Consider the following 25261-nt stretch of genomic DNA (forward strand, 5'->3'; position numbering starts at 1 on the left):
CATCTTGTTGTTATAAAAATAGAGCTGAAGAAATTTCAAAATTAAAGAAATGAAAATTTTCTATATGTTCATTTACAAACATATAAATATTAGAAATTTATTATAAAAATGTTGATATATTCTAGATTTGCCATTGATAGCCAGCAACTTCATATTTGATAAGAGTTGTAAGTCAAAATATTATTATAAAACAAATTATTATGCGTTATTTACAACTCTTGTGGTAAGCTATTTTTAAGAAATGAAAGGGGAAGGTTAAAATATTAAATTTTGCATAAGAAATTTAATATTTGTTAAAAGGACCATCACAATATTATTTATTTAAAATAATGTGATAGTCCTATAAAAAATAGATACTTTTTATTTATTATCTAGAATTCTACTAACTTTGATAAGATAATTTCGTGACTCTTGAGAAACATGTGAAGTCACTAATTTGCGATAAACTTGTTGAGGTGTCATGGAGTTAATTATATTGATCGCCTCATTTCGGTCATCAGAAAAAGTACGTAATACACTTCCAGCCCCACCATTATAAGAGGTGATCATTGCATATCGTAGTGATATTGGATTATTTATGCCTGCTAAATACTTCGTTTTTAGTAAAGATAAATAGGCAGTTCCCATATCAACATTATTACGAGGGTCAAGTAAAAACTGACGACTCGGTTCACCTGGTTTTCCACGCAACTTGAAGATGTCTCGACCAGCAGTATGTTGTTGTACTTGCATTAATCCTAATGCATCTGTACGACTTACCGCAAATGGGTTAAATGCTGATTCAACTTCCATAATAGCTAAAATCAATCGTTCATCAATAAAGTAACGATTTGAGGCTTCAGTCACTAAAGGTAAGAATTTTCTTGCACGTTGATTAATGTGGTTTGGAACAAGTTTGATTTCAACATAAGTGATTTTATGAGCGCCAGAAGAACGTACTTTTAAATTATTGGCAAGCAAATAATCGGCAAAGCTATTTGCCCTACCACTCCAACGAATTGGTTGTCTTTCTTGATCAAGAACCTGGTTATATAAAAAAGGTTCTTGTGATAAATCCTGACTTATTTTATCTCGCCTGATAATATCAACAGGTTCTGGCATAAGTAATGTTGATACAATTGCATCCTTCAAATTGTTGATTGGTGTATCAGATAAAGTTTCAATGGTAATTATCCCTGAAACAAAATTGATATGAACTCGAGTTTGTAGATTATCTTCATATTGAACATAATCTTTAGGACCAGCAATAAGAACCTCTTTCGGTCCCCAAATTTGTTCTATATTATTAGCGTACTGACTTATTAAAATATTAAATGCATTAGTATCTTTTATATAATAGTCTTCATCAGTTTTTTTGTTATTTGAGCCAGGACAGGCTGTTAATAAACTTACTGAAATGAGTAATGTAAGAATTTTAAAATTGTTTTTCATTGTAATCTCTCAATTTTCAGGTTTATATCCATCAATAACCACATCTTCACCTTCAAACAAAAACTTTATCATTTCGGTTTCAATTTTTTTACGATGTTCTAACTTCATCATATTAAGCTTATTTTCATTAATTAACATTGTTTGCTTCTTAAGCCATTCTTGCCATGCTATTTTAGAAATTTCATTATAAATACGCTTGCCTAGCTCTCCTGGGTAAAGCTGAAAATCTAGACCTTCGGATTCTTTTTTTAAATAATGGCAATAAATAATACGACTCATATTTATTCCTATTTTATTAACGATTATTAATTAATCGCTAATTATACCCGAAAATAATTGCAGAAAAGAATAAAATATACAAAATATCCAACTTTTTTAAATGAATATAAATTCAGTATTTATGAATAAATATTTACTTTACTATCTTTATAAATAACATAAAATAGAAAAATACTGTTAGATAAGATAAGGATCGTATAATGCAGCCAGAAATAACACGAGAACTGTTTGACAAAGTAATCCTACCCGTTTACTCACCAGCTAAATTTATACCTATTAAAGGGAAAGGTAGTAGAGTATGGGATCAACATGGTGAAGAGTATATCGATTTTGCAGGAGGGATTGCGGTTAACGCGCTTGGTCATTGCCATCCTAGGCTAATTAATGCCTTACACCAACAAAGTGAACAATTATGGCATGTAAGTAATGTTTTTACCAATGAACCGGCTTTACGCCTTGCCCAAAAAATTATTAATAATACCTTTGCTCAGCGCGTTTTCTTTGCTAACTCAGGCGCTGAAGCAAATGAAGCCGCCTTCAAATTAGCAAGATACTATGCGGCTCAAAAATATAGTCCTTATAAAACTAAAATTATCTCGTTTTATCAATCGTTTCACGGTCGCACCTTTTTTACAGTATCAGTAGGGGGACAAGCTAAATATTCCGATGGTTTTGGTCCTAAACCTGCTGATATTATTCATGTCCCTTTTAATGATTTAAATGCCGTTAAGGCAGTAATGGATGATCATACGTGTGCAGTGGTGTTAGAACCAGTACAAGGAGAAGGTGGATTAAACGCAGCAACACCAGAATTTTTGAAAGGTCTGAGAGCACTTTGCGATCAATATAAAGCTTTATTGATCTTTGATGAAGTTCAATGTGGAATGGGGAGAACGGGTACTTTATACACTTATCAGCAATATGACGTGGTTCCAGATATTTTAACTTCAGCAAAAGCACTTGGCGGAGGATTCCCTATCAGTGCAATGTTAACAACCGATGACATAGCATCAGTAATGCACCCAGGTGTTCACGGCACGACTTATGGTGGAAACCCTCTTGCTTGTGCTGTTGGTTGTGAGGCATTTGATATTATCAACACACCTGATGTACTTCAAGGCGTTCAAAAACGCCGAGCAATCTTTATTGAACAACTAGAAAATATAAATGATAAATTCAAAGTATTTCGAGAATACCGTGGTAAAGGACTACTTTTAGGTGCTGAATTACAACCAGTGTTTCATAATAAAGCACGTGACTTCTTGAATGTTGCCTCCGAATTTAAAGTAATGATCCTTAATGCAGGACCAAATGTGCTTCGTTTTACCCCTTCGCTAATTATATCTGAAGACGAAATAAACGAAGGAATGAACCGACTTAGCAAAGCAGTCGAAAAAGTTGTCAATTCCTAAGTTTTTCTATACAGTAACGGCATTTTAAATGATTAAGTGCCGTTAATGCACTTAAAGGACATTTTTTATGACCGACATTCGACCATTAAACTATGCTAAAACGCATTTTATTTTAAGTGCCCCCGATATTTCACATTTACCAATTGATAGTGGCGTTGAAGTTGCCTTTGCCGGCAGATCTAATGCCGGTAAATCAAGTGCACTTAACACATTAACCAATCAAAAATCTTTAGCAAGAACCAGTAAAACACCGGGGCGAACGCAACTTATTAACCTATTTGAAGTGGAAGAAAATTGTCGTTTAGTCGATTTACCGGGCTATGGTTATGCTCAAGTTCCGGAAGCGATTAAACGCAAATGGCAAAAATCATTAGGCGAATATCTGCAAAAACGAGAAAGCTTAAAAGGCTTAATTGTATTAATGGATGTTCGGCATCCGCTTAAAGATCTCGACCAACAAATGATTGAGTGGGCTGTATCAGTTGATATTCCAGTTATGCTACTGTTAACTAAAGCCGATAAACTCGCTTCAGGCGCATTAAAAAAACAGGTTAACATGGTTAAAGAAGCTATCTTACCTTTTCAAGGTGATATTACTGTTGCACCGTTTTCATCGCCAAAACGTATCGGCTTAGAGCCTTTGAAACAGAAATTAGACCAATGGTTCAGCCAGCAATAAAGGAACGTTAAAATGGATAGTTCAGCCTTTTCATTTCAATCATTATCACCCGACGTTATTTTTGCTAGTTTGGCAACCGTTGGTATTCGGGTTGATTCGGGGCTGACTGCTTTAAATAGTTATGAAAATCGTGTCTATCAATTTTCTGATGAGGATCGCATACGATATGTCGCCAAATACTATCGCCCCTATCGTTGGAATCAGGCACAAATTCTTGAAGAGCATCAATTTACTAAGCAAATATCAGAAGCTAATATTCCTGTCGCTGCGCCATTAACCTTTAATGGTCAAACTTTACATGAATATGAAGGCTACCTATTTGCTCTGTTCCCAAGTGTAGGAGGACGGCAATATGAAAGTGATAATATCGAACAAATGGAATCGGTTGCCACCTTGCTGGGACGTATTCATCAAATTGGTGCAAAACAACCTTTTATTTATCGCCCTACAATTGGACTGGAAGAATACCTTTATCAGCCTAAAGAAGTTTTGTTAACCTCTAATTTGATCCCTAAGAAAATCCATGACGAGCTCAAGACCAGTTTAACCCACTTAATACAGATTGTTGAGCAGCATTGGCATACCGATTGGCAACCAATTCGCCTTCATGCTGATTGCCATGCGGGTAATATATTATGGCGTGATAGTGCCATGTTTGTCGATTTTGATGATGCACGTAATGGACCAGCGATTCAAGATATTTGGATGTTACTCAATGGCGATCGAAAAGCGCAACAATTGCAACTTGATAGCATTCTTGAATGCTATCAAGAGTTTTATCATTTTGATATGAACCAACTGAGTTTAATTGAACCACTTAGAGCAATGAGAATGGTGCACTACCTGGCTTGGATAGTTCAGCGTTGGCAAGACCGAGCTTTTCCAATCGCATTTCCTTGGATACTCGATGCTGATTTTTGGTATCAGCAATTAGCTGAATTTAATTGGCAAAGTCAAGCCATTAAAGCACCACCGCTACAATTGATGTCAATGTTTTAAATTGAGCAGTATCAAGAATCAATCACGCCAAATAACCTCTATTGCAAATCGGGACAATAATATCATTCAATATTCTGCAATTGAGCAAATATCATCGTTTGATCAAGGTTAATAAATTCACTAAGTCGGGGGAGTTTGCCACCAGTTGCTCTTTTTTCTGTTTTGAAAGCTGTTTTATACGATACTCAAGTTTCAATGCGGTTGATCTGTCACCTACACTGATTTGATAAACAACGGTTAAATTATGATGCCCTTTAAGGTGTTTAGCACCTTTACCATTTTGATGCTGGCGTAAACGCCTGGCGACATCAGTTGTGATACCGGTATATAAAGAGTGTTTAGCCGTTCTGATAATATACAAAAACCAAATAGCAGAATGATTACCCATAACCAAATTTAAAACGTAGATGTAATTTAGATGGATATAATACGCTGTTTAACCAATTTAATCAGTAAAGTCCCGTTCTATTATTAGAGATGATCGGTTTGGTAGATCGACATCTTTGTCAAAGAGCCACATTAATGTCATATCATCCTGTTTATATTTGACAATGCTAATACAAGGATTTAGCCTAATTTGTATAATTCTATCAACTGATAACAATAAACTCATTTGTATTTAATCGCTAAGCTAAATTGCATAATAGAGTAAAGATTGATTTAACTTTATTGGCAATAAATACACTGAGACATAGCAAAAATGCTATTGTAGTAAACGTTACTTGCCCGCCTTTTGCCAATTTTATGTAAAATAAACTTCAGCTAACTAGTAACCAATATTTTTTCGCACGCATCACCTGTTAATATTGACTGTTTCATTTACTTTAAGCTTGATAGTGTTTAAGATAAACTCATTTTTTGATGTATCTTAGGACTTTAAAACTTGAATAACTTTGCAAACATTATTGAAATCGATCGCGGCAATATGAAGTTCGCTTACGTACAAAATGATGAGATAAATTATTTGGAACTTTTTGACCAATTTTTGGCCGAAGAAGGACATCATGAGCTACTCGATCCAAGTGATAAAATTGAGAGATATACTTATCTAATTAATCACAATCAATCTAAATTTATTTTCAAAATTGATGGCGGTGTTGAGCATCGTTTAGAACGTAGACTTATTGCTAAAATAACTGGTGATTTTTATTTTAATCTAATTCGTAAGCTAGCTAAAATTTCGTTGGATAAATGCGATATCGCTTATGAACTCTATTTAGTTGCTTTTGATAAAACCACCAATCGCCACTATATGATCTTTAATTTTATAGAAGGACGCTCATTAACATGGGATGAAATGCGTGAATATGGAGAGCAAGTTAAAGCATGCATTGAAAAACTGCATAGCTATAGTCTTGTTTCAAACGATGTTCATGGTGGTAACTTTATTTTAACTCCAGACGGTAAAATCAAAGCAATAGACTTAACTAACTCCGGTTTTATTTGGTTAACTAAAGCCAATGATGCAATCGAATTACGTGAACGCTTTGGTATTAAAATTAATGTTCCTTTCATGGCTATGGCAATTAAAAAATTTACTCACGGATTTAAACGCTTATCGCGTAAAATTCGCGGTAAAGAAGATTAATAAATTAAATGAGAGAAAGACAAGCTTCTCTCATTTTACTGCAAATAAATATAATTAATTCAATATATTAAATTATACATTTTAATGCTTTTCAGCTCTAAAAAATATTTAAATCCTTCTGTTCTAAATACTGGTAAATACTTTTATAACCGTTTAGAATAAAACTAATCATGCAAAGAAGGATGAGTTATGAGAAAGTTAATTGGTTTTACTGTTTTAGTTGCGTTGCTAACTGGTTGTTCTTCTCAGAAGATGCTGTCAATCTATCAAACAGAAGGTGTAGAAATTACTCAAAACACTTCTGGTGAGGATATCATAAATAAATACATTACTTCACGACCTATCCTTCATTCTTCATTATCACTCTGTATTGCACAAGAACTTGATAATAGCCCAGTAGTTTTGAACCGTGAAAACTATTTAAGTTCGGCATGGTGGCCATATTATAATATGCCTTCTCAACAAGCAATTACGATAAATGGTGGTGATACTATCAAATTAGTTGAAGGTAATAATATTGTTGCTAACGCTGTTACCAATTATCAATCACAATCCAAATACTTCGTTAGTTATACATTAACCGCAACTCGCAATGCCAAAAATATCCGTTACCTATTTAGCAATATCAAACAAGCTCAACAATATACTGGTTCTATTGGCAATGAAGGGTTTGAAAATGTAAAAACCTTAGAAAGAGCCCACCCAGATTTAGTTATTGATGCACTCAATAAAGAAGTCGATAAAATTCAAGCTTGTTTATTACATTAATACTGCATCCTCAAAAAAAGTTACAGTTGAGGAACGGTTTTTTTTAGTCTAAAATCTATACACAATTTTTATCAAAACTTTTTAAAAAGTAAAACTCATCATGAAAAAAATTCTTTTTTTATTATTGCTTCCATTTTATAGCTTTGCACAAAATGACATAAATGACTTTTGGAAAAATGATTTTTGGCAAATTAATAAAGTAGTAAATCATAAATTGGATTTATTTGAGTTATCGAAACCTCCCGCTGAAAAAATACATATAAGTTCAAATGGAACGAAATATATTTACGGTAACTCGTTAACCTTTAATATTAATGGTACTTTCATATCAAAATACTCTGCCTGGTGTGGTAACGATTGTTTTACCCGTTCAGAAGGTACTTTTGAAAAAATTGATGAAACACATCTTCGATTACAAATTAATTTATTCCAGCGTTCTGGTGACTGTGAAGGCGTAGAAGATAAAACAGTTAGAGATTTAGGAACCTTTGAAATTAAACCCACTGAAAATGGCTATCAATTAGTTAAATTAAAGGATGAGTGAAGACTGGCTATAAAATAATAAACTAAGAAGCTAATAAGCAAGTAATATCCTTCTTTTCAGTATATTAATTAAACTAACTCCTTAATTTATTATTCCCTAAATTATTTGTTATCTATTAGATAAACAATACAAAAATTGTTGATTCATTGATGTATAAAAAAGTTGAGGAGCGGGGTTTTTTAAGTCTAAAAATAGTCAAAATTTGACATTAATCCATTTTTCAATTGGATAACTTATAAAAGTCTTTCTAATAAATTAGTCATTACTAATTCTTACATTTTAAAGGTGACTTTGTCATAAAAACCTATATAAATCAATCATAAAATTATTAAGATACTTACATTAGTTACAAAACTAGTTAGTTAACTTTCTTATTCTTCTGATTTCTTTCTGCATAACTATACTGCATATGTGCTATAAAAAAATAAAGAGGTTTAGTTATGAGTATGTTACAAGATATAAAAGAAAACAAAATGTATATAGGTTCACTTCCCCTCCCCATATTTTTAGTTTGTTCGATTATCGTTATTATTGCTGCACAATTAGATATGCTACCTAAAAGCCTTATTGGTGGTTTTGCTGTGATATTACCTTTAGGTTGGTTTTTAGGCACTGTCGGGCAGAATATTCCATTTTTCAAAAAATTTGGGGCGCCTGCCATTTTGTCACTTATCGTTCCTTCATTATTGGTTTACTACAACGTTTTTGATGAGAATACTTTATCAGCAACAAAGATGTTAATGAAAGACTCTAACTTTTTACTCTTTTATATCGCCAGTTTAGTGTGCGGTAGTATTCTTGGTATGCATCGAGTTATTTTAGTTCAAGGCTTTATTCGAATGATGATTCCGATGCTATTAGGTATGTGTTTAGCTGCGTTTGTTGGCGTCTGTGTCGCCGTAGCTTTTGGTGATGATTGGGAGCATGCCTTCTTTTATACAGTTTCACCAGTAATGGCAGGAGGAATTGGTGAAGGTGTTTTGCAACTGTCCAATGCCTACAGCAATATCCTTAATCAAGATTATAATGTTTTTGTTAGCGCATTAATTCCTGCAACTGTTGTAGGTAACTTTTTTGCAATCACTTTTACGGCGATTATGAGCCGAATTGGTGAAGTTAAACCTCACTTAAGTGGGCACGGTCAATTAGTAAAAATTGAATTTGATGGCTTAGCTGAAGCGTTAAAAGATGATAAGACACCACTTGATGCTCGTGCAATGAGTGGCGCAGTTATGATTTTAGCTACGCTATTTATCTTCGGTATGATTTTAGAAAAAGTCACTCATTTCCCTGGTCCTGTTTTAATGATTATTGCTACCGCTGTAGTTAAATATTTTCGTTTATTACCAGCGAGTGTCGAACGAGGAAGCCAACAATGGTACAAATTTATCTCAGGCAACTTTACCTTTCCATTAATGGCAGGACTTGGGCTACTTTATATAGATTTAAATAGCGTAGTTAAAGTATTAACTATCCCATACTTTATTACCATTATCTCTATCGTCTTCACTGTTTCAATGACAGGATTTGTTTGTAGCTTCTTCTTAAAAATGTATCCAGTTGAGGCATCTATTATTTCATCTTGCCAAAGTGGAATGGGTGGAACTGGTGATGTAGCAATACTTTCAACAGCCAACAGAATGAACTTGATGCCTTTTGCTCAAGTTGCAACACGATTAGGGGGAGCTTTAATGGTGATATGCACCACGGCACTGATGCGTTATTTACATATGTAGTTTTATAAACATTAAAGAATGAATAAGAAGTTTTAAAAGCAGTTTGAGATGAATATTGGTTTGATCTCAAAAAATATTAAATATAGTTTTAAGTATTTAAAAAGGTAAGCATTATGACAACAGTACAAGAAAAAGCGTTAGCAATCAGCAAACAAATGCACGGTAAATTTGAAACCCACTCGAAAGTCCCTGTTAATTCAATGGCAGATCTTAGTGTTGCTTATACACCAGGGGTTGCGGCAGTTTGTACCGAAATTGCTAAAAATCCCGATTCAGTTTATGAATATACTAGTAAACGTAATTTAGTTGCGGTTATCACTGATGGTTCAGCTGTTTTAGGGTTAGGAAATATTGGTCCAGAAGCAGCAATTCCAGTAATGGAAGGCAAGGCAATTTTATTTAAACAATTTGCAGATGTTGATGCAATACCTTTATCAATTAATACTCAAGATCCAGATGAGTTAGTTAAACATATAGCAGCATTAGCGCCCTCATTTGGCGGTATCAATCTAGAAGATATTAGTGCACCAAGGTGTTTTGAAATTGAAAAACGATTACAAGAATTATTAGATATTCCTGTATTCCATGATGATCAACATGGTACAGCAATCGTTGTATTAGCAGCGCTTTATAATGCACTTAAAGTTGCAGGTAAGTCGATCGAATCGGCCAAGGTGGTGATTAACGGTGGCGGAGCAGCTGGTTTAGCAATTGCCGATATGTTATTAGCCGCTGGAGTAACCGATCTTAAAATTGTCGATAAGATTGGTATTTTATCCGAAGATGATCTTTCTTTACCACCTCACCATTTGGCCATGGCGAAGAGAACCAATAAGAACAAACAAAAAGGTACATTACAAGATGCGGTTAAAGGTGCTGATGTGTTTATTGGTGTTTCAGCCCCAGGAGTATTAAAAGCAGATTGGGTTAAAACGATGGCAGAAAAATCAATTATTTTTGCTATGGCAAATCCAACACCAGAAATATTCCCAGACGAAGCTAAAGCAGCTGGTGCTTATATTGTCGGTACCGGGCGTAGTGATTATCCGAATCAAATTAATAATGTTTTAGCATTCCCTGGCATATTTAGAGGCGCTTTAGATGCTAGAGCAAAAAATATTACATTGGCCATGCAGCTTGCAGCAGCAAAAGGATTAGCCAATATCATTACACCTGACAAACTATCAATTGATTGTATATTACCAAATGCATTTGAACCTAATGTAGCCAAGGTGGTTGCTGAAAGTGTAAAAAATGCAGCAAATAATCTTTAATAGTCGATTAAATTAGCTAAAAACCTACTAATACGAAATTTATTAGTAGGTTTTCCTGCCTAATAAGTTATGATAGTAAGTGATCGCTTTTTATACAGTAAATGAGAATGAGATATTTATTTAATAAATTACCACTCAAAGTTAAGTTAATAAGCCTGATTTGCTTAGTGTTTATACTTTCAGTTATTGCACAAAATATTTATATTGTTCATGTAGTGAATAACGAATATCTTATCAACTCTCGCCAACGAGTTGAGAATATCGCAAATATTATCTCTACATCACAAAGTATCATTGACGAAATACAAAATCCAACACCACAAAATATTGCTTCCATTCAAAAAACAACAGAACAATCCAGAGTACTAACACAAACTGATTTTATTGTGATATTTAATATGCAAGGCGTTCGATATTCGCATCCCGATGAAAATAAAATAGGTCAAACTATAGTCGGTGGAGATGAACAGCGCGCATTAAATGGTGATTCCTATACTTCAATTGCTAAAGGCACACTGGGAGATTCTGTTCGGGCATTTAAGCCAATTATGAATGATAAAGATCAACAAATTGGTGTAGTTTTAGTTGGTCAGACCTTGCAAAAAATTAATCATTTAGCCTCAAGAACAAGTCAGCCGATTTGGCTATCCTTGTTTGCTTCATTATCGATAGCTATTCTTTTGGCCTATTTGTTATCTCGCAATATAAAGAAAATTTTATACGGCCTTGAGCCAGTTGAAATGGCGCAGCTATTTGCTGAGCGAAATGCTATTATCCGAACGGTAAAAGAAGGCATTGTGGTTATCAATCGAGATGGATTAATTACACAGATCAATGATGAAGCAATTAGAATTTTGCGCATAAAAAAAGATAAAGAAAACATTATAAGCTTACCTATTGGTGACTTTATCCCAAATACTCGACTACACGAAGTGATGATGAGCGGAAAAGCTGAATATGATTGTGAACAAAATATTAATGGGGTGGTGATACTAACCAATCGAACTCCATTATTTGTTAATGATATTTTAGTTGGGGCTATTGCTTCATTTAGAGATATGACAGAAGTACGTAGATTGGCAGAAAATTTAACAGGAGTTAATCGTTATGCCGATGCTTTACGTTCACAATCTCATGAGTTTAATAATAAATTACATGTTATTTATGGGTTAGCCTTTAATGACAATAAATCTGAATTAATTGATTATCTTGAAGAAATTATTGGCAATCAACAAGCGGAATCTAAACTTGTTAGTCAATATATTAAAGATCCAATTATTGCAGGATTTTTAAATAGTAAATTTAGCCGAGCACGTGAGCTAAATGTGACATTAACGTTTAATATTGATGGTATTTTGGCACCAATAACAGATACATCTGTGACACATGGTTTAGTTACAATACTTGGTAATTTAATTGATAATGGACTTGATGCAGTACAATTTTTAGATGATAAGCAGATAAAGGTGAGTTTAGTTATTGATAATTCTAATTTTCAGATTGAAATCAATGATAATGGTGAAGGTATTTCTGAAAATGATATTCAATATATTTTTCAAAAAGGCTATTCGACAAAGGGCGATAATCGTGGTTTTGGGCTTTATTTAGTGTTAGCTAGTATTGATGAGTTAGATGGGCAAATACAATTATGTGATTCTGATAATAAAAAAGGGACTTGCTTTAAGGTATTATTACCATTAGAAGAGATTTATAGGAAAAAATAATCATATGGTAGAAGTTTTAATTGTTGAAGATGATCCGATGGTAGCAGAGCTCAATAAAAAATATTTGCAAATGCTTCCTGGTTTTAATTTAGTGGCAACTGTTACTAATGGAGAACAAGCGCTACATTTTATCCATGATAATCATATTGATCTATTGTTGCTTGACGTTTTTATGCCAAAACTAAATGGTCTTGATCTGTTAAAATATATTCGAATTAGTTACCCTAAAATAGATATTATTATGGTAACCGCCGCATGTAATACCAATGATATCCAAACCGCATTACGTTTAGGAGTCATTGATTATATTGTTAAACCCTTCACTTTTGAGAGATTTCGTACGGCTTTGATTTCATATCAAGAAAGGATTCGCCTATTATCATCTTCCGAAATACTAAACCAGAATCAATTAGATGATCGAATTTTCACTAAAAACTTTAATACTACAAATAGATTACCAAAGGGAATCGACTCACAAACTTTACAATCTGTTCGAGATGTTATTGTTAACTATCAACAAGATTTCTCTATGAGCGATATTATCGAATTGATTCCTTTATCTAGGATATCGGTTAAGAAATATCTTGATTATTTAGAAGAGTTAGGAGAAATAGAAAGCCATTTGACCTATTTACCAATTGGCCGTCCAGTAAAACGTTATATTTATCAAAAATAGTTTATTTAGTTTGTTATTAATTGTGCTGTAAATGATTACTAAGTTGACTAAAACTATTCATCCATTGTAATTTCATCTAATGATAAGCTGAAACTTGGGACAAATACATCTAAAAAATAATCCATTTCTGGAGTATTACGATCTGATAATGTTTTTTTTAATCGTTGTTCTGCTAACCTAAACTCATTATTACCCGCACTAAGCTCTTCAATTGTTTTAAGATATGCACACAAAGCATCTGCCTGTTTTACAATGCTTTTTTCATCTTCATCATAATAATCGTCATCAATTAGTGTTTTAAAGTCATCTTGTAACTCTTTTGGCAACATATTAATGAGTTTATTTTGAGCTATTTTTTCAATCTTTTTGTATTCAGATGTGATCTGTGGGTTGTAATATTTAGTTGGTGTCGGTAAATCACCCGTTAATACTTCTGATGCATCATGATACATGGCAAGTAATGCTATGCGTTCAGGGTTAACATTACCATTAAATCGTTTGTTTTTAATTATCGCTAAAGCATGTGCAACAAAAGCAACTTGAAGGCTATGTTCTGATACATTTTCAGTTCTCACGTTACGCATTAAAGGCCAACGATTAATTAGTTTTAAACGCGATAAATGAGCAAAAAAATGGCTGTTATTCATTATGATTATCTCATTGATTCTAAAATAAAAAACGCCTCCAAATCGGAAGCGTTAGTAAATTTATAATACGATTTTAATGACTTATGCTAAAACAAGCTGTCTTGTACCTAAAGCAACAGGAACATTTTGTTCTTCATCAAAGGTGACATATTCCCAAGCATCTTGTTTAGCTAATAACGCTTGCAATAGTTGGTTATTTAAAGCGTGACCTGATTTATAACACACTACTTCACCAATCATATTATGGCCACTCATGTATAAGTCACCAATGGTATCTAGCATTTTATGACGTACAAATTCATCTTCAAAACGAAGACCATCTTCATTAAGAACTTTATAATCGTCAACAACAATTGCACAATCTAAGCTACCGCCTAAACATAATCCTTTAGATTGTAATGCTTCAATATCTCGCATAAATCCAAACGTTCTTGCACGACTGATTTGACGAATAAAAGACTCTGAAGAAAAATCCAATTGGTAACGTTGTGAACTGTTATCAATAGCTGGATGACGAAAATCAATAGTGAAATCTAATCGAAAACCACTATATGGTCTTACTTCTGCCCATTTATCACCATTTTCGACACGAACAGTTTCTTTAACTCGTATGAATTTTTTCAGTGCATTTTGCTCAGTAATTCCAGCATCTAATAATAAGTAAACGAATGGGCTTGCACTTCCGTCCATAATTGGAATTTCGGGCGCATTTACTTCAATAATAATATTATCTATACCGAGCCCAGCTAATGCAGAATTGATATGTTCAACAGTTGAAATACGAACATTATCTTCATTAACCAAACAGGTACAAAGCATTGTATCACGCACAGATTTTGCATCCACAGGAAAATCAACATACGGATTTAAATCTGTACGGCGATAAATAACACCTGTGTTCTCTGGCGCAGGACGTAAAGTCAAAGTAACTTTTTTGCCAGTATGTAAACCGACACCAGTTGCTTGAATTGTCTTTTTTAAGGTTCTTTGTTTCACTTCGCACCTACTCTTTTTATTCGCTTCCATTATCCATTAGACAATAAGAAATCAAATAAGTTCAATACTAATTAGCCTGCTTACGGATAAAAGCAGGAATATCTAAAATTTTATGTTCTTCCATTGGAGAAACCGCTGGTTCATTAACAACTTTAGGCATTGGTTCCTCTTGTTGCTGTGGCAAATGATTTGTTTGGCCAAATAATGAACCATGTGATGTAACTGGTTTATTAATTTTAACTTCTGGACGTTTATCCATACCAATACCAGTTGCAACCACTGTAACACGAATTTCATCAGACATGTCTGGATCAAATGTAGTACCAACAACCACAGTTGCATTGTCAGAAGCAAAAGCTCTAACAGTACTACCAACAGTTTCAAATTCTTCTAAACCAAGATCAAGACCTGCTGTAACATTAACTAACACGCCACGCGCACCCGATAAATCAATATCTTCAAGTAACGGGCTTGAAATAGCCATTTCAGCAGCTTCTTCGGCACGGTTATCACCACTCGCACGACCAGAACCCATCATAGCGTAACCCATTTCGGACATTACCGTTCTAACGTCGGCAAAGTCAACGTTGATATGACCTGGTTTGGTAATTAATTCAGCAATACCTTGTACTGCACCTTTTAAAACACCATTAGCAGCAGCAAAAGCGTCTAATAGCTTAACGCCTCGACCTAATACTTTTAATAATTTATCATTTGGAATTGTGATAAGAGAGTCAACGTGTTTAGCTAACTCAGCAATACCTTGCTCAGCAAAAGCCATACGTTTTTTACCTTCAAATCCAAAAGGCTTTGTAACAACAGCTACAGTTAAAATACCGAGTTCTTTAGCAATTTCTGCAACAACTGGAGCTGCACCTGTTCCTGTTCCGCCACCCATTCCGGCTGCGATGAATACCATGTCGGCACCCTCAATCGCACTACGAATAACATCACGATCTTCTTCTGCTGAATTCCTTCCCACTTCTGGATTAGCTCCAGCACCAAGTCCTTTGGTCACATTATTACCGATTTGGATAGTTTGACCAACTTTAATTCTTTTCAATGCTTGTGCATCAGTATTTGCTGCAAAAAACTCAACGCCTTCAATATGTTCAGCAATCATATGCTCAACAGCATTACCGCCGCCGCCACCTACACCAATAACTTTAATGACTGCTGCTGGCTCATCATCCGCAACCATAGGCTCAAACATAACTTATCTCCAAATTTACGATCTAACAACATTGTACAGATAACCAGCTACAATGTCTACGAAGTTATTAAATATATTAGCTAAAATTCTTTTTTAAACCAACCGGTCAATCTTTTAGCTATCCCTTTCAATGATGATTTATTGCTATCTTTAGTATCATCATTTAATAAACTTTGTTTTCCATAGTGCAATAAGCCTACGGTTGTAGAACAATAAGGCTTTTGCACATAATCAGTTAATCCTGAAATATTCAAAGGTTGTCCAATACGAACTTGATTTTGAAAAACTTTTTCAGCACATTCAACCATACCTTTAATTTGAGCTGCTCCACCAGTTAAAACAATCCCTGCTGCCAACTGATATTTCACATTTTGTTTCTTAAGTTCATCTTGTAACACTAGTAATTCTTTTTGGACTAAAGATAAAAGTTCTGAATAGCGTGGTTCTATTACATCTGCTAATGTTTGTCTTTGTAATGAGCGTGATGGTCGTCCTCCAACACTCGGCACATCAATAACTTCATCTTTACCAACTAATGAACCGACAGCACAACCATAACGAATTTTGATATTTTCTGCATCCATTGGCGGTGCACCAAATGCATAAGCGATATCACTAGTAACAACATTGCCAGCATAAGGAATAACTACCGAATGACGTAATGCACCACCTGTATAAACAGTAACATCCATTGTTCCGCCACCGATATCAATAACACATACACCTAATTCTTTTTCATCATCAGTCAAGACTGCATAGCTAGAAGCCAACCCAGAGAAAATAAGTTGATCAACTTTTAAACCACAACGTTCAACAGCCTTAACGATATTTCTTGCCATATCATTATGACAGGTGACCAAATGAACTTTCGCTTTCATTCTTACACCAGATAATCCGATAGGATTTTTAATGCCTTCTTGTAAATCAATTGAATACTCTTGAGCAATAACGTGCAAAATACGATGTTCATCCAATATTCGAACGGATTTAGCTGTATGAACTACGTTTTCGACATCTTCTGCCGTAACCTCTTCATCAGCAATTGGCACCATACCTATTTCATTTTGACAACGAATGTGTTTACCAGATAGGCTTAAATAAACAGAAGATATTTGGCAATCAGCCATTAATTCAGCTTGGTCAACTGCTCGTTGGATTGATTTAACAACTGATTCAAGGTCATTTACACCACCTTTATCAACGCCTTTCGATGGACAATGTCCAACACCAATAATATTGACCACACCATCAGGAAGCACTTCACCGACAAGGGCAAGTACTTTGGATGTGCCAACTTCAAGTCCAACAACCAATTTTTTCTCTGTTGCTTTCATACTTAAGCCTTTATTTATTCCTTATTGCGATATTTTTTCTCGTTGTACTGCGATGCCGTTTTCATAACGCAAATCAGCAGCCGTTATTTTTTCATCAGCTGGCATTCTAGACTGAATTTCAGGAAATAATTTAATAAATTGTTGATAGCGTTGTTCTATTTTTTCACTACCAACTATCAATTTTATATCCTGACTTTCAGAACATAAATCAGCTGTACATTGTTTGATCAGCAATTGCCAAGCATTACGTTCATCAGCTATAGCTGCTTTAATTTCTGATGCAAACTTGTTATTAGCTAACTTTCTAGAAATTTCTTCTAGCTTAAAATACGTTTCTAATATTGTTTTTGCTTTACCTTCAGGGCCATATATCCTAGGTAATTGCAATTCACCCAAACGATCTAATGGCACACTAAATACATTGCCAGTATTATCAAGTAGATATAAATCATTCCAGTAAAATGCAGGTTTGTATTCTTCAATATAAACAATCAACCTATCCGGCCATTGCTTACGGATACTAGCTTGTTTAACCCAAGGGTATCGCATTATTTCTTGTTGAATATCGTCAACATCCTGTCCTATATAGGTATTTGGCAATCCTAAACCTAATATTGCTTGTCGAAGATCATCTTCAGTTGTGTAAGTATACTCTCCACTTAAAGTCAATTGTGATAAAACCATTTGATCTGGATCTTCCATCCAGTTCTTAACACAATTGATAGCCCAGGCACTAATACAAATAATTATAATAAAGAACAAAAAACCTATCATTTGTTCTGAATTACGAAAAACAAGCAACCTTCTTCTATTTTGATGTTCTCGTTTGTGCGCTGCTTGTCGGACTTTTTTCATAAAAATAAAGCCAATTATATGGTTGCTAATTGTAAAATACGTTTAACCAATTCACTAAATGACCATCCGTATTCTTTTGCTGCCATTGGTACTAAACTATGGTCTGTCATGCCTGGAGCAGTGTTTACTTCAAGTAAATATGGTTTTTCATTATTATCAAACATAATGTCCACTCTACCCCAACCTCGGCAACCAACGGCTTTATAAGCATCTAAAGCTAATTTACGAATCTCTTGTTCTTTTTCATCAGATAATCCGCTTGGACAGAAATATTGGGTTTTATCTGACAAATACTTTGCATCATAATCATAAAAATTGGTAGCAGGCTTAATGTAAATTGCTGGTAAAACCTCATCACCAACTATCGCAACGGTAAACTCAGGGCCTGATAAAAACGATTCAACCATTACGGTATTATCATATTTGAATGCAACATCAATAGCAGCTTTTAATTCTTCTGCCTTATCAACTCTTGTCATACCAACACTTGAGCCTTCATGGCTTGGTTTAACAAATAATGGTAATCCAAGATTTTTAACAATATTTTCAATGTCAATTAATTGCGATTTTTCAACCATAACGTAATCAGCAACAGGTAAACCAAGTGATTTCCAAACTAGTTTTGTTTTTAACTTATCCATGGTTAAAGCTGATGATAAAACATCACTTCCGGTATAAGGAATGTTTTGATAAGTTAAAATAGCTTGGGTAATACCATCTTCGCCACCTCGACCATGTAAAATAATAAAAGCTTTAGTAAACCCTTCTTGCTTCAAATTTGTTATACAATGATCTTTAGTATCGATAAGATGAGCATCAATACCATTTTCTTGTAACCCTGAAAATACTGCTTTACCTGATTTTAGTGATACTTCTCGTTCAGCAGAGGTCCCACCATACAACACAGCAACTTTATCAACCATTATTATAAAACCTCTTTTGAAAATAGTTGGCTACTGGCTAACTGACGGGCAACTCGGCCAACGCTTCCAGCACCTTGAGTTAATAACAAATCCCCACCTTGTAATAATTCTTTCATTATTTCAGGTAGAAGATCTAAATCAGAAACGTAAATTGGATCAACTTTTCCACGATTACGAATTGAACGGCAAAGTGATCGACTATCTGCGCCTGCAATAGGCTGTTCACCAGCAGAATATACATCTAACATAACTAACGCATCAACTTGAGAAAGAACCTGCGCAAAATCATCAAATAAATCACGAGTACGCGTAAATCTATGTGGTTGAAATAACATCACCAATCTACGGTCAGGCCAACCATTTCGAGCTGCCTGAATTGTGGCATTAACTTCGCTTGGATGATGTCCGTAATCATCAACCATCATAATATCTTTTCCATTTCCATCAGGAAAAATACCTAATAGATCGAATCGACGGCTAGTTCCAGCAAATTTTGCTAAAGCTTGTATAATTGAATTATCATCAATACCATCTTCAGTCGCAGCGATAATTGCTGCTGCTGAGTTTAAGGCATTATGTTTGCCAGGTGCATTTAATTCAATTTCTAAATCGTCATGATCTGGGCGACATACTCTGTAGTAACTAACGCCTCTTTCTTGACGATAATTTTTAATAACAACATCGGCTTCTTCACTAAAACCATAAGTAATAATTTTACGACCAACAATCGGTAACAATTCACGATTAATAGGATCGTCATAACACATAACAGCTAATCCATAAAAAGGAAGATTACGTAAAAAGGAAATAAAGGTTTGTTTAAGATTCTCAACACTTCCTTGATAAGTATCCATATGATCAGGTTCAATATTAGTTACTATAGATACCATAGGCTGTAAGTGTAAAAATGAAGCATCACTTTCATCGGCTTCTGCAATAAAATATCGACTACTACCTAATCTAGCATGGGTTCCTGCTGCTTTAACCAAACCACCATTTACAAAAGTTGGATCGAGTTTAGCTTCTGCATAAATAGCCGTTACCATTGCTGTGGTAGTCGTTTTACCATGGGTTCCTGCAATAGCTATACCATATCGAAAACGCATTAATTCGGCTAACATTTCAGCTCGTTGAATTACAGGAATACGAGCTTCTCTAGCTGCAACGACTTCTATATTATCTTGAGAAATCGCTGATGAGATAACAACAACACTTGCACTAAGAACATTTTCAGCAGCATGTCCGATAACAATCTTTGCGCCTAATGTTTCTAAATGTTGTGTTACTGCATTTTCAGCAATATCAGAACCGCTAATTTGATAGCCTTCATTAGCAAGAACTTCAGCAATCCCTCCCATTCCGGCACCGCCAATACCCACAAAATGGATATGTTTGACACGTTTCATTTCTGGAATGATTGCTCTTAATTCAGCTAATTCCTTAGTATTCACTATTAAACCCCTGGTTAATTATTTATTAAGTAAAGTCATTTTTTGATCTCAAACAGAACTTAACAAAACTGTTACTTAAAATTATAAATAAAATTCGTTATTTTACCACTGAAATCAGTGTTTCTGCCACTCTTTCTGTCGAATTTATAATGGATAAACTTTTCGCTTTTACAGCCATTTCAACTAATTCTTGTCGACTTAGGTTTGAAAGTAATTGAAATAATGAATCAACATTAAAATCAGGCTGTTCAATAATCTTAGCAGCATCAATATCAGCTAAAGATTTTGCATTCCAAAATTGCTGGCGATCTTTATGCATAAAAGGAACAAAAATAGCACCAATACCAACAACTTCTATTTCACTCACAGTTAATGCACCGCTTCGACAAATAACTATATCAGCCCAACTATAGGCTTCTTTAACATCACTAATAAATTCTGTTACTTGGTTAATGTTACAGTTCTGATAAGATTTAATTACATCATCTAACATTCCTTTGCCCGTTTGATGCCAAACAATAAATTTATCAGACAATTTTGAAATTGCTTGAGGAACAACAGTATTGATTACTTTGGCGCCTTGACTACCACCCATAACCAAGACTCTAATAGGGCCTTGTCTATTTTTGAGTCTTTCACTGGGTTCTTCAATTGTTAATAAGTCACTACGAACTGGATTACCAACCACTTCAGCATTTCTAAATGCTGTTGGAAAAGCTTGTAAAACTTTAGTTGCAATTTTAGCCAAATATTTGTTTGTTAATCCCGCAATGCCATTTTGTTCATGTAGTACCACTGGAATACCTAAACTTTTGGCAGCTATTCCACCAGGCCCTGAAACATACCCGCCCATACCTAAAACAACATCAGGACGATACGCTTTTAAAATTTTCCTAGCTTGTAAAACAGCTTTCAATATTTTATAAGGCGCTTTTAATAATGCTAGTTTACCTTTGCCACGTAGGCCAGATATTTGAATAAAGTCTATTTCAATTCCATTTTCAGGCACTAACTGTGCCTCCATACGATCAGCTGTACCTAACCATCTTACTTGCCAACCTTGTTTCATTAAATGATGAGCAACAGCAATACCAGGAAATACATGCCCACCAGTACCACCAGCCATGACTAATAACTTTTTCATTATTTAATTGACCTTATTCTTGCTTGAGCTTGTTGTTGTCTGAACTCAAAATCTATTCTTAGTAATATTGCAACTGCAATACTCATTACAATAAGGCTTGAGCCTCCATAACTAATAAATGGCAAAGTTAAACCTTTTGTAGGTAACATACCGGATGTTACACCAACATTAACAAAAGTTTGAAAACCAAACCAAATGCCAATTTCACAAGCTAAATAGCCTGAAAATTGAGATCCTTCGTTTAACGCCCGATATCCTATAGCTAATGCTTTAAATGTTAGACAGAAAAGTAATAACAACAAAGCTACGACACCGATATATCCATACTCTTCTGAAATAATTGAAAAAATAAAATCAGTATGACATTCAGGTAGATAGCGTAATTTAAAAATAGAATTACCAATTCCTTGTCCAGTTATACCACCATTACCAATAGCCATTAATGAAGCAACAAGCTGATAACCTGCTCCAGTGGCATCTTGCCATGGATCAAGGAATGTCATTAAACGTGTCAAACGGTAAGATTCATATAAAATAAGGCAAGCAACTGCACCAACCCCAGTTAGTAAAATGGCAATAAATTGCCATAATTGAGCACCAGCAATAAATAAAATGCCGATTGTGACCATGAATAATACAATCACCGTACCTAAGTCAGGCTGTTTTAGTAATAAAATTGATAAAACAGCCATCACCACCATAGGTTTAAAAAAGCCCCAAAATCCGTTTTGAACTTCATCTGATTTACGAGCTAGATAACCTGCTAAAAATAGAAATAATGATAATTTAGAAAGCTCAGCTGGTTGAAAATTAAAAACACCTAACGGAATCCAACGCGACGCACCATTAATTGAAGAACCAATCCCCAAAACAACTATCAGCATAATAATTGAAATAATTAATAAAACTGATCCAAATTGTTGCCAACGTTGCATAGGAATATATAAAGCTATACACATTAAAAATAGCGACATTCCAATTTGGATTAACTCGCGTTGGGTATAAAAGAAAGGAGCACTTTCACTAAATGCCATTGATGAGGATGTCACCATAATTAAACCAAATATCATTAAACCAATCACTGTCCAAAGCAACTGGTTGTCGAAAGGAATATTTGGATTTACTTGTTTTCTTATCCAAAAGAATGTCATTTTTCACCCCTTTGAGTATACTGCTTAGCAAGTTGTGCAAAAAGATTTCCGCGCTCAATGTAATTTTTAAACTGATCTAAACTTGCACAAGCAGGCGAAAGCAACACCACGTCTTTTGGTGCTACTTTTTTAGCTATACATTCAATAGTTTCAGCCATCGTTTCTGTAATCGTTGATATATTAGGCGCTAAATTAGCAAGTAAATTTCGATCTCGTCCAAAACAGAAAATTTCAATATTTCTATCTTTTAAATAAGGAATCAAAGGTGAAAAGTCTGCTGATTTGCCATCTCCACCTAGCAATAAAAACAATTTTCCATTACATATAACACTATTTAAAGCAGCTTCTGTGCTACCTACATTTGTTGCTTTAGAGTCATTAATCCATTTTACCCCATTACTCTCAAATACTAACTCAAAGCGATGAGGTAACCCCTGAAAATTAGCAATAGTTTTCAAACTTGAATCACGATCAATGTTTAAACTATCGGCAATAGCTAATGCTGCTAATGCATTCAAATAATTATGACATCCAATTAATTTCATTGCGTTAGTCGCTAGGACTGGCTTTTGTTGTGCAATCAAGTATTCATAATTATCATCTAAATGATAATCTCCAGCCTTTATCCCAAATGAAACACAGTGGTGATGATTATTCTTTGGTTTAGTTAATTTATCATCATGATTAATTACACAACATTTTGCATTGTGATAAATGCGTTGCTTAGCTTCAGCATACTGCATTAAACCAAGAGGATAACGATCCATATGGTCTTCGGAAATATTCAATATTGTTGCCACAGAAGCTTGTAAGCTTGATGTTGTTTCTAACTGAAAACTCGAAAGTTCTAACACATAAATATCACAATCTTGTTTTAATAGTGAAAGAGCCGGTTCACCGATATTGCCACCTACGCCAACTTTTAATCCAGCCTCTTTGACAATATCCCCAACCAATGTAGTAACGGTTGTTTTACCATTTGCCCCTGTAATAGCAATAATTTTTTTATTTCTATCTTGATTAACTTCACGGCAAAAAAGCTCGACATCACCAACAATCTCAATACCTTTTTCAGCGGCTTTTTGTAATTCAGGTGTAGATAATGCAATACCAGGACTGGCAATAATCAGATCTGCATCAAATAGCCAGTCTATATTTAGATTTCCTAAATGATAAATAACACGATCATCTAATTGCTCTAATTCTGAAGGAGATAAACGTGTATCAATCACTTTCGGTATAACATTCTGAGCAAGAAAATAGTCAACACACGAAAGTCCTGTTATCCCTAATCCGATAATAACAACTTTTTTACCTTGATAGTCAACCATGATGCAATCCTACTCTATTTTATTTAACGTAATTTCAAGGTTAATAAACCAATTACGACTAACATCAATGAAATAATCCAAAACCGAACAATTACTCTTGGTTCTGGCCAACCTTTTAATTCATAATGATGGTGAATTGGTGCCATTTTGAAAATTCGTTTACCTCTTAATTTGAACGAACCTACTTGTAAAATTACGGATAAAGTCTCTATAACAAAAATTCCACCCATTACTAATAATAAAAATTCTTGTCTCAGTAGTACTGAGATAATCCCAAACACACCACCTAAAGCTAACGAGCCTACATCACCCATAAAAACCATCGCTGGATAGGTGTTAAACCATAGAAAGCCAAGACCTGCACCAATGATTGCAGTACAAACAATCATTAGTTCGCCACTAAATTTGATATATGGAATATGTAAATATGCAGCAAAGTTAACATTACCTGTCGCCCAAGCAACAAGAGCAAAACCAGCAGCTACAAACACAGTTGGCATAATTGCTAGGCCATCTAAACCGTCAGTAAGATTTACTGCATTACCTGCACCAACAATAACCACATAAGTCAGTAAAATGAACCATAACCCTAATTGCGGCATAACATCTTTGAAAAAAGGAACAACTAATACTGTTACGGAACTATCTTTCCCATATGCATAAAGACCAAAAGCCACAATTAATGCAATAACTGACTGCCAAAAATATTTCCACCTAGCAATTAAACCCGCAGTATTTTTACGGATAACTTTTAAATAATCATCAGCGAAACCAACAAGACCATAACCAAGTAAAACAAATAAGGTTACCCAAACATAAGGATTTCGTAGATCTGCCCATAGAAAAACAGAAAACGAAATAGAAGCTAAAATAAGCGTTCCACCCATTGTTGGTGTTCCCTTCTTACTTAAATGAGATTCAGGACCATCGTGGCGAATAACTTGACCAATTTGTAATTTTTGAAGCCAATCAATTACTTTTTGCCCCATAATTAACGAAATTGCCAATGATGTTAATAACGCAAGAATAGCCCTTACCGTTAGATAAGAAATAACATTAAAAAAAGTAAAATATTTAACTAAATATTCTGATATCCACACCAACAT

The 25261-nt window shown here is 34.5% G+C and carries 24 protein-coding genes; 10 read left to right on the top strand and 14 right to left on the bottom strand.

Annotated elements, in window-relative coordinates; genetic code table 11:
• Positions 1-360: 360 nt before the first annotated feature.
• Together mltC and J3U18_RS02330 are read right to left on the bottom strand one after the other, a co-directional pair.
• Positions 361-1431, bottom strand: coding sequence for a membrane-bound lytic murein transglycosylase MltC (mltC, locus tag J3U18_RS02325; RefSeq protein WP_065562304.1), 1071 nt, complete (start codon positions 1429-1431; stop codon positions 361-363).
• Positions 1432-1440: 9 nt separating this feature from the next.
• Positions 1441-1710: an oxidative damage protection protein gene (locus J3U18_RS02330; protein WP_267352810.1), complete on the bottom strand. Its 270-nt coding sequence runs from the start codon at positions 1708-1710 to the stop codon at positions 1441-1443.
• Between the two features lie 200 nt (positions 1711-1910).
• On the opposite strand from J3U18_RS02330, the gene J3U18_RS02335 reads away from it, so the two are divergent.
• The 3 genes from J3U18_RS02335 to J3U18_RS02345 all read left to right on the top strand — a co-directional run bounded on the left by J3U18_RS02335 (position 1911) and on the right by J3U18_RS02345 (position 4800).
• On the top strand, positions 1911-3122 hold the full coding sequence (locus J3U18_RS02335; protein WP_267352811.1) for an aspartate aminotransferase family protein: 1212 nt from the start codon (positions 1911-1913) through the stop codon (positions 3120-3122).
• A 67-nt stretch (positions 3123-3189) separates the two neighbouring features.
• A complete protein-coding gene (gene yihA / locus J3U18_RS02340; RefSeq protein ID WP_065562307.1) occupies positions 3190-3801 on the top strand; it encodes a ribosome biogenesis GTP-binding protein YihA/YsxC in 612 nt (203 codons plus the stop codon).
• 12 nt (positions 3802-3813) lie between these two features.
• Complete coding sequence (locus tag J3U18_RS02345) at positions 3814-4800, top strand: serine/threonine protein kinase (RefSeq protein WP_267352812.1); 987 nt, start codon at positions 3814-3816, stop codon at positions 4798-4800.
• Between the two features lie 91 nt (positions 4801-4891).
• Here J3U18_RS02345 and J3U18_RS02350 read toward each other — a convergent pair whose 3' ends face one another.
• Complete coding sequence (locus tag J3U18_RS02350; RefSeq protein ID WP_267352813.1) at positions 4892-5188, bottom strand: GIY-YIG nuclease family protein; 297 nt, start codon at positions 5186-5188, stop codon at positions 4892-4894.
• A 495-nt stretch (positions 5189-5683) separates the two neighbouring features.
• Between J3U18_RS02350 and J3U18_RS02355 the strand changes: the two genes are divergently transcribed.
• The 7 genes from J3U18_RS02355 (at position 5684) to J3U18_RS02385 (ending at position 13110) form a co-directional block, all read left to right on the top strand.
• Positions 5684-6388, top strand: coding sequence for a lipopolysaccharide core heptose(II) kinase RfaY (locus tag J3U18_RS02355; RefSeq protein ID WP_220225115.1), 705 nt, complete (start codon positions 5684-5686; stop codon positions 6386-6388).
• Between the two features lie 189 nt (positions 6389-6577).
• On the top strand, positions 6578-7156 hold the full coding sequence (locus tag J3U18_RS02360) for a hypothetical protein (RefSeq protein WP_267352814.1): 579 nt from the start codon (positions 6578-6580) through the stop codon (positions 7154-7156).
• Between the two features lie 100 nt (positions 7157-7256).
• The gene (locus J3U18_RS02365) at positions 7257-7700 is read left to right on the top strand and encodes a hypothetical protein (RefSeq protein WP_220225117.1); all 444 of its coding nucleotides are present in this window, start codon (positions 7257-7259) and stop codon (positions 7698-7700) included.
• Between the two features lie 440 nt (positions 7701-8140).
• Positions 8141-9436 (top strand): 2-hydroxycarboxylate transporter family protein, encoded by a 1296-nt coding sequence (locus J3U18_RS02370; RefSeq protein ID WP_065562313.1) that lies wholly within the window; start codon positions 8141-8143, stop codon positions 9434-9436.
• Between the two features lie 113 nt (positions 9437-9549).
• On the top strand, positions 9550-10710 hold the full coding sequence (locus tag J3U18_RS02375; RefSeq protein WP_065562314.1) for an NAD(P)-dependent malic enzyme: 1161 nt from the start codon (positions 9550-9552) through the stop codon (positions 10708-10710).
• A gap of 107 nt (positions 10711-10817) precedes the next feature.
• Positions 10818-12434 (top strand): DcuS/MalK family sensor histidine kinase, encoded by a 1617-nt coding sequence (gene dcuS / locus J3U18_RS02380; protein WP_267352815.1) that lies wholly within the window; start codon positions 10818-10820, stop codon positions 12432-12434.
• A gap of 4 nt (positions 12435-12438) precedes the next feature.
• Positions 12439-13110, top strand: a complete 672-nt coding sequence (locus J3U18_RS02385; RefSeq protein WP_065562316.1) for a response regulator — start codon at positions 12439-12441, stop codon at positions 13108-13110.
• 53 nt (positions 13111-13163) lie between these two features.
• Here J3U18_RS02385 and yfbR read toward each other — a convergent pair whose 3' ends face one another.
• The 11 genes from yfbR to mraY all read right to left on the bottom strand — a co-directional run bounded on the left by yfbR (position 13164) and on the right by mraY (position 25261).
• Entirely contained in the window at positions 13164-13757 is a 594-nt protein-coding gene (gene yfbR, locus J3U18_RS02390) for a 5'-deoxynucleotidase (RefSeq protein ID WP_065562317.1), read from the bottom strand.
• 81 nt (positions 13758-13838) lie between these two features.
• On the bottom strand, positions 13839-14783 hold the full coding sequence (gene lpxC / locus J3U18_RS02395; protein ID WP_065734818.1) for a UDP-3-O-acyl-N-acetylglucosamine deacetylase: 945 nt from the start codon (positions 14781-14783) through the stop codon (positions 13839-13841).
• 37 nt (positions 14784-14820) lie between these two features.
• Positions 14821-15954, bottom strand: a complete 1134-nt coding sequence (ftsZ, locus tag J3U18_RS02400; protein WP_370632624.1) for a cell division protein FtsZ — start codon at positions 15952-15954, stop codon at positions 14821-14823.
• A 92-nt stretch (positions 15955-16046) separates the two neighbouring features.
• Positions 16047-17300, bottom strand: a complete 1254-nt coding sequence (ftsA, locus tag J3U18_RS02405; RefSeq protein ID WP_065562320.1) for a cell division protein FtsA — start codon at positions 17298-17300, stop codon at positions 16047-16049.
• A 21-nt stretch (positions 17301-17321) separates the two neighbouring features.
• Positions 17322-18155, bottom strand: coding sequence for an FtsQ-type POTRA domain-containing protein (locus J3U18_RS02410; RefSeq protein WP_267352816.1), 834 nt, complete (start codon positions 18153-18155; stop codon positions 17322-17324).
• A 14-nt stretch (positions 18156-18169) separates the two neighbouring features.
• On the bottom strand, positions 18170-19078 hold the full coding sequence (locus tag J3U18_RS02415) for a D-alanine--D-alanine ligase (RefSeq protein ID WP_065734816.1): 909 nt from the start codon (positions 19076-19078) through the stop codon (positions 18170-18172).
• 2 nt (positions 19079-19080) lie between these two features.
• Positions 19081-20529, bottom strand: coding sequence for a UDP-N-acetylmuramate--L-alanine ligase (gene murC / locus J3U18_RS02420; protein WP_416380370.1), 1449 nt, complete (start codon positions 20527-20529; stop codon positions 19081-19083).
• A 97-nt stretch (positions 20530-20626) separates the two neighbouring features.
• Positions 20627-21673 (bottom strand): undecaprenyldiphospho-muramoylpentapeptide beta-N-acetylglucosaminyltransferase, encoded by a 1047-nt coding sequence (gene murG / locus J3U18_RS02425; RefSeq protein ID WP_267352817.1) that lies wholly within the window; start codon positions 21671-21673, stop codon positions 20627-20629.
• Complete coding sequence (gene ftsW, locus J3U18_RS02430) at positions 21673-22824, bottom strand: cell division protein FtsW (RefSeq protein WP_267352818.1); 1152 nt, start codon at positions 22822-22824, stop codon at positions 21673-21675. The genes murG and ftsW overlap by 1 nt, the downstream gene beginning before the upstream one ends.
• Entirely contained in the window at positions 22821-24155 is a 1335-nt protein-coding gene (gene murD / locus J3U18_RS02435) for a UDP-N-acetylmuramoyl-L-alanine--D-glutamate ligase (RefSeq protein WP_267352819.1), read from the bottom strand. Before murD ends, ftsW begins: the two co-directional genes overlap by 4 nt.
• 23 nt (positions 24156-24178) lie before the next feature.
• Positions 24179-25261, bottom strand: a complete 1083-nt coding sequence (mraY, locus tag J3U18_RS02440; RefSeq protein WP_065734813.1) for a phospho-N-acetylmuramoyl-pentapeptide-transferase — start codon at positions 25259-25261, stop codon at positions 24179-24181.

The sequence above is a fragment of the Gilliamella sp. B3482 genome, assembly GCF_026536805.1.
Lineage (GTDB): Bacteria > Pseudomonadota > Gammaproteobacteria > Enterobacterales > Orbaceae > Gilliamella > Gilliamella apicola_E.

Excerpts from the sequence above, each read along its gene's own strand:
- mltC (WP_065562304.1), bottom strand. The coding sequence starts at position 1,431 with ATGAAAAACAATTTTAAAATTCTTACATTACTCATTTCAGTAAGTTTA.
- J3U18_RS02330 (WP_267352810.1), bottom strand. The coding sequence starts at position 1,710 with ATGAGTCGTATTATTTATTGCCATTATTTAAAAAAAGAATCCGAAGGT.
- J3U18_RS02335 (WP_267352811.1), top strand. The coding sequence starts at position 1,911 with ATGCAGCCAGAAATAACACGAGAACTGTTTGACAAAGTAATCCTACCC.
- yihA (WP_065562307.1), top strand. The coding sequence starts at position 3,190 with ATGACCGACATTCGACCATTAAACTATGCTAAAACGCATTTTATTTTA.
- J3U18_RS02345 (WP_267352812.1), top strand. The coding sequence starts at position 3,814 with ATGGATAGTTCAGCCTTTTCATTTCAATCATTATCACCCGACGTTATT.
- J3U18_RS02350 (WP_267352813.1), bottom strand. The coding sequence starts at position 5,188 with ATGGGTAATCATTCTGCTATTTGGTTTTTGTATATTATCAGAACGGCT.
- J3U18_RS02360 (WP_267352814.1), top strand. The coding sequence starts at position 6,578 with ATGAGAAAGTTAATTGGTTTTACTGTTTTAGTTGCGTTGCTAACTGGT.
- J3U18_RS02365 (WP_220225117.1), top strand. The coding sequence starts at position 7,257 with ATGAAAAAAATTCTTTTTTTATTATTGCTTCCATTTTATAGCTTTGCA.
- J3U18_RS02370 (WP_065562313.1), top strand. The coding sequence starts at position 8,141 with ATGAGTATGTTACAAGATATAAAAGAAAACAAAATGTATATAGGTTCA.
- J3U18_RS02375 (WP_065562314.1), top strand. The coding sequence starts at position 9,550 with ATGACAACAGTACAAGAAAAAGCGTTAGCAATCAGCAAACAAATGCAC.
- dcuS (WP_267352815.1), top strand. The coding sequence starts at position 10,818 with ATGAGATATTTATTTAATAAATTACCACTCAAAGTTAAGTTAATAAGC.
- J3U18_RS02385 (WP_065562316.1), top strand. The coding sequence starts at position 12,439 with ATGGTAGAAGTTTTAATTGTTGAAGATGATCCGATGGTAGCAGAGCTC.
- yfbR (WP_065562317.1), bottom strand. The coding sequence starts at position 13,757 with ATGAATAACAGCCATTTTTTTGCTCATTTATCGCGTTTAAAACTAATT.
- lpxC (WP_065734818.1), bottom strand. The coding sequence starts at position 14,783 with ATGGAAGCGAATAAAAAGAGTAGGTGCGAAGTGAAACAAAGAACCTTA.
- ftsZ (WP_370632624.1), bottom strand. The coding sequence starts at position 15,954 with ATGGTTGCGGATGATGAGCCAGCAGCAGTCATTAAAGTTATTGGTGTA.
- ftsA (WP_065562320.1), bottom strand. The coding sequence starts at position 17,300 with ATGAAAGCAACAGAGAAAAAATTGGTTGTTGGACTTGAAGTTGGCACA.
- J3U18_RS02410 (WP_267352816.1), bottom strand. The coding sequence starts at position 18,155 with ATGAAAAAAGTCCGACAAGCAGCGCACAAACGAGAACATCAAAATAGA.
- J3U18_RS02415 (WP_065734816.1), bottom strand. The coding sequence starts at position 19,078 with ATGGTTGATAAAGTTGCTGTGTTGTATGGTGGGACCTCTGCTGAACGA.
- murG (WP_267352817.1), bottom strand. The coding sequence starts at position 21,673 with ATGAAAAAGTTATTAGTCATGGCTGGTGGTACTGGTGGGCATGTATTT.
- ftsW (WP_267352818.1), bottom strand. The coding sequence starts at position 22,824 with ATGACATTCTTTTGGATAAGAAAACAAGTAAATCCAAATATTCCTTTC.
- murD (WP_267352819.1), bottom strand. The coding sequence starts at position 24,155 with ATGGTTGACTATCAAGGTAAAAAAGTTGTTATTATCGGATTAGGGATA.
- mraY (WP_065734813.1), bottom strand. The coding sequence starts at position 25,261 with ATGTTGGTGTGGATATCAGAATATTTAGTTAAATATTTTACTTTTTTT.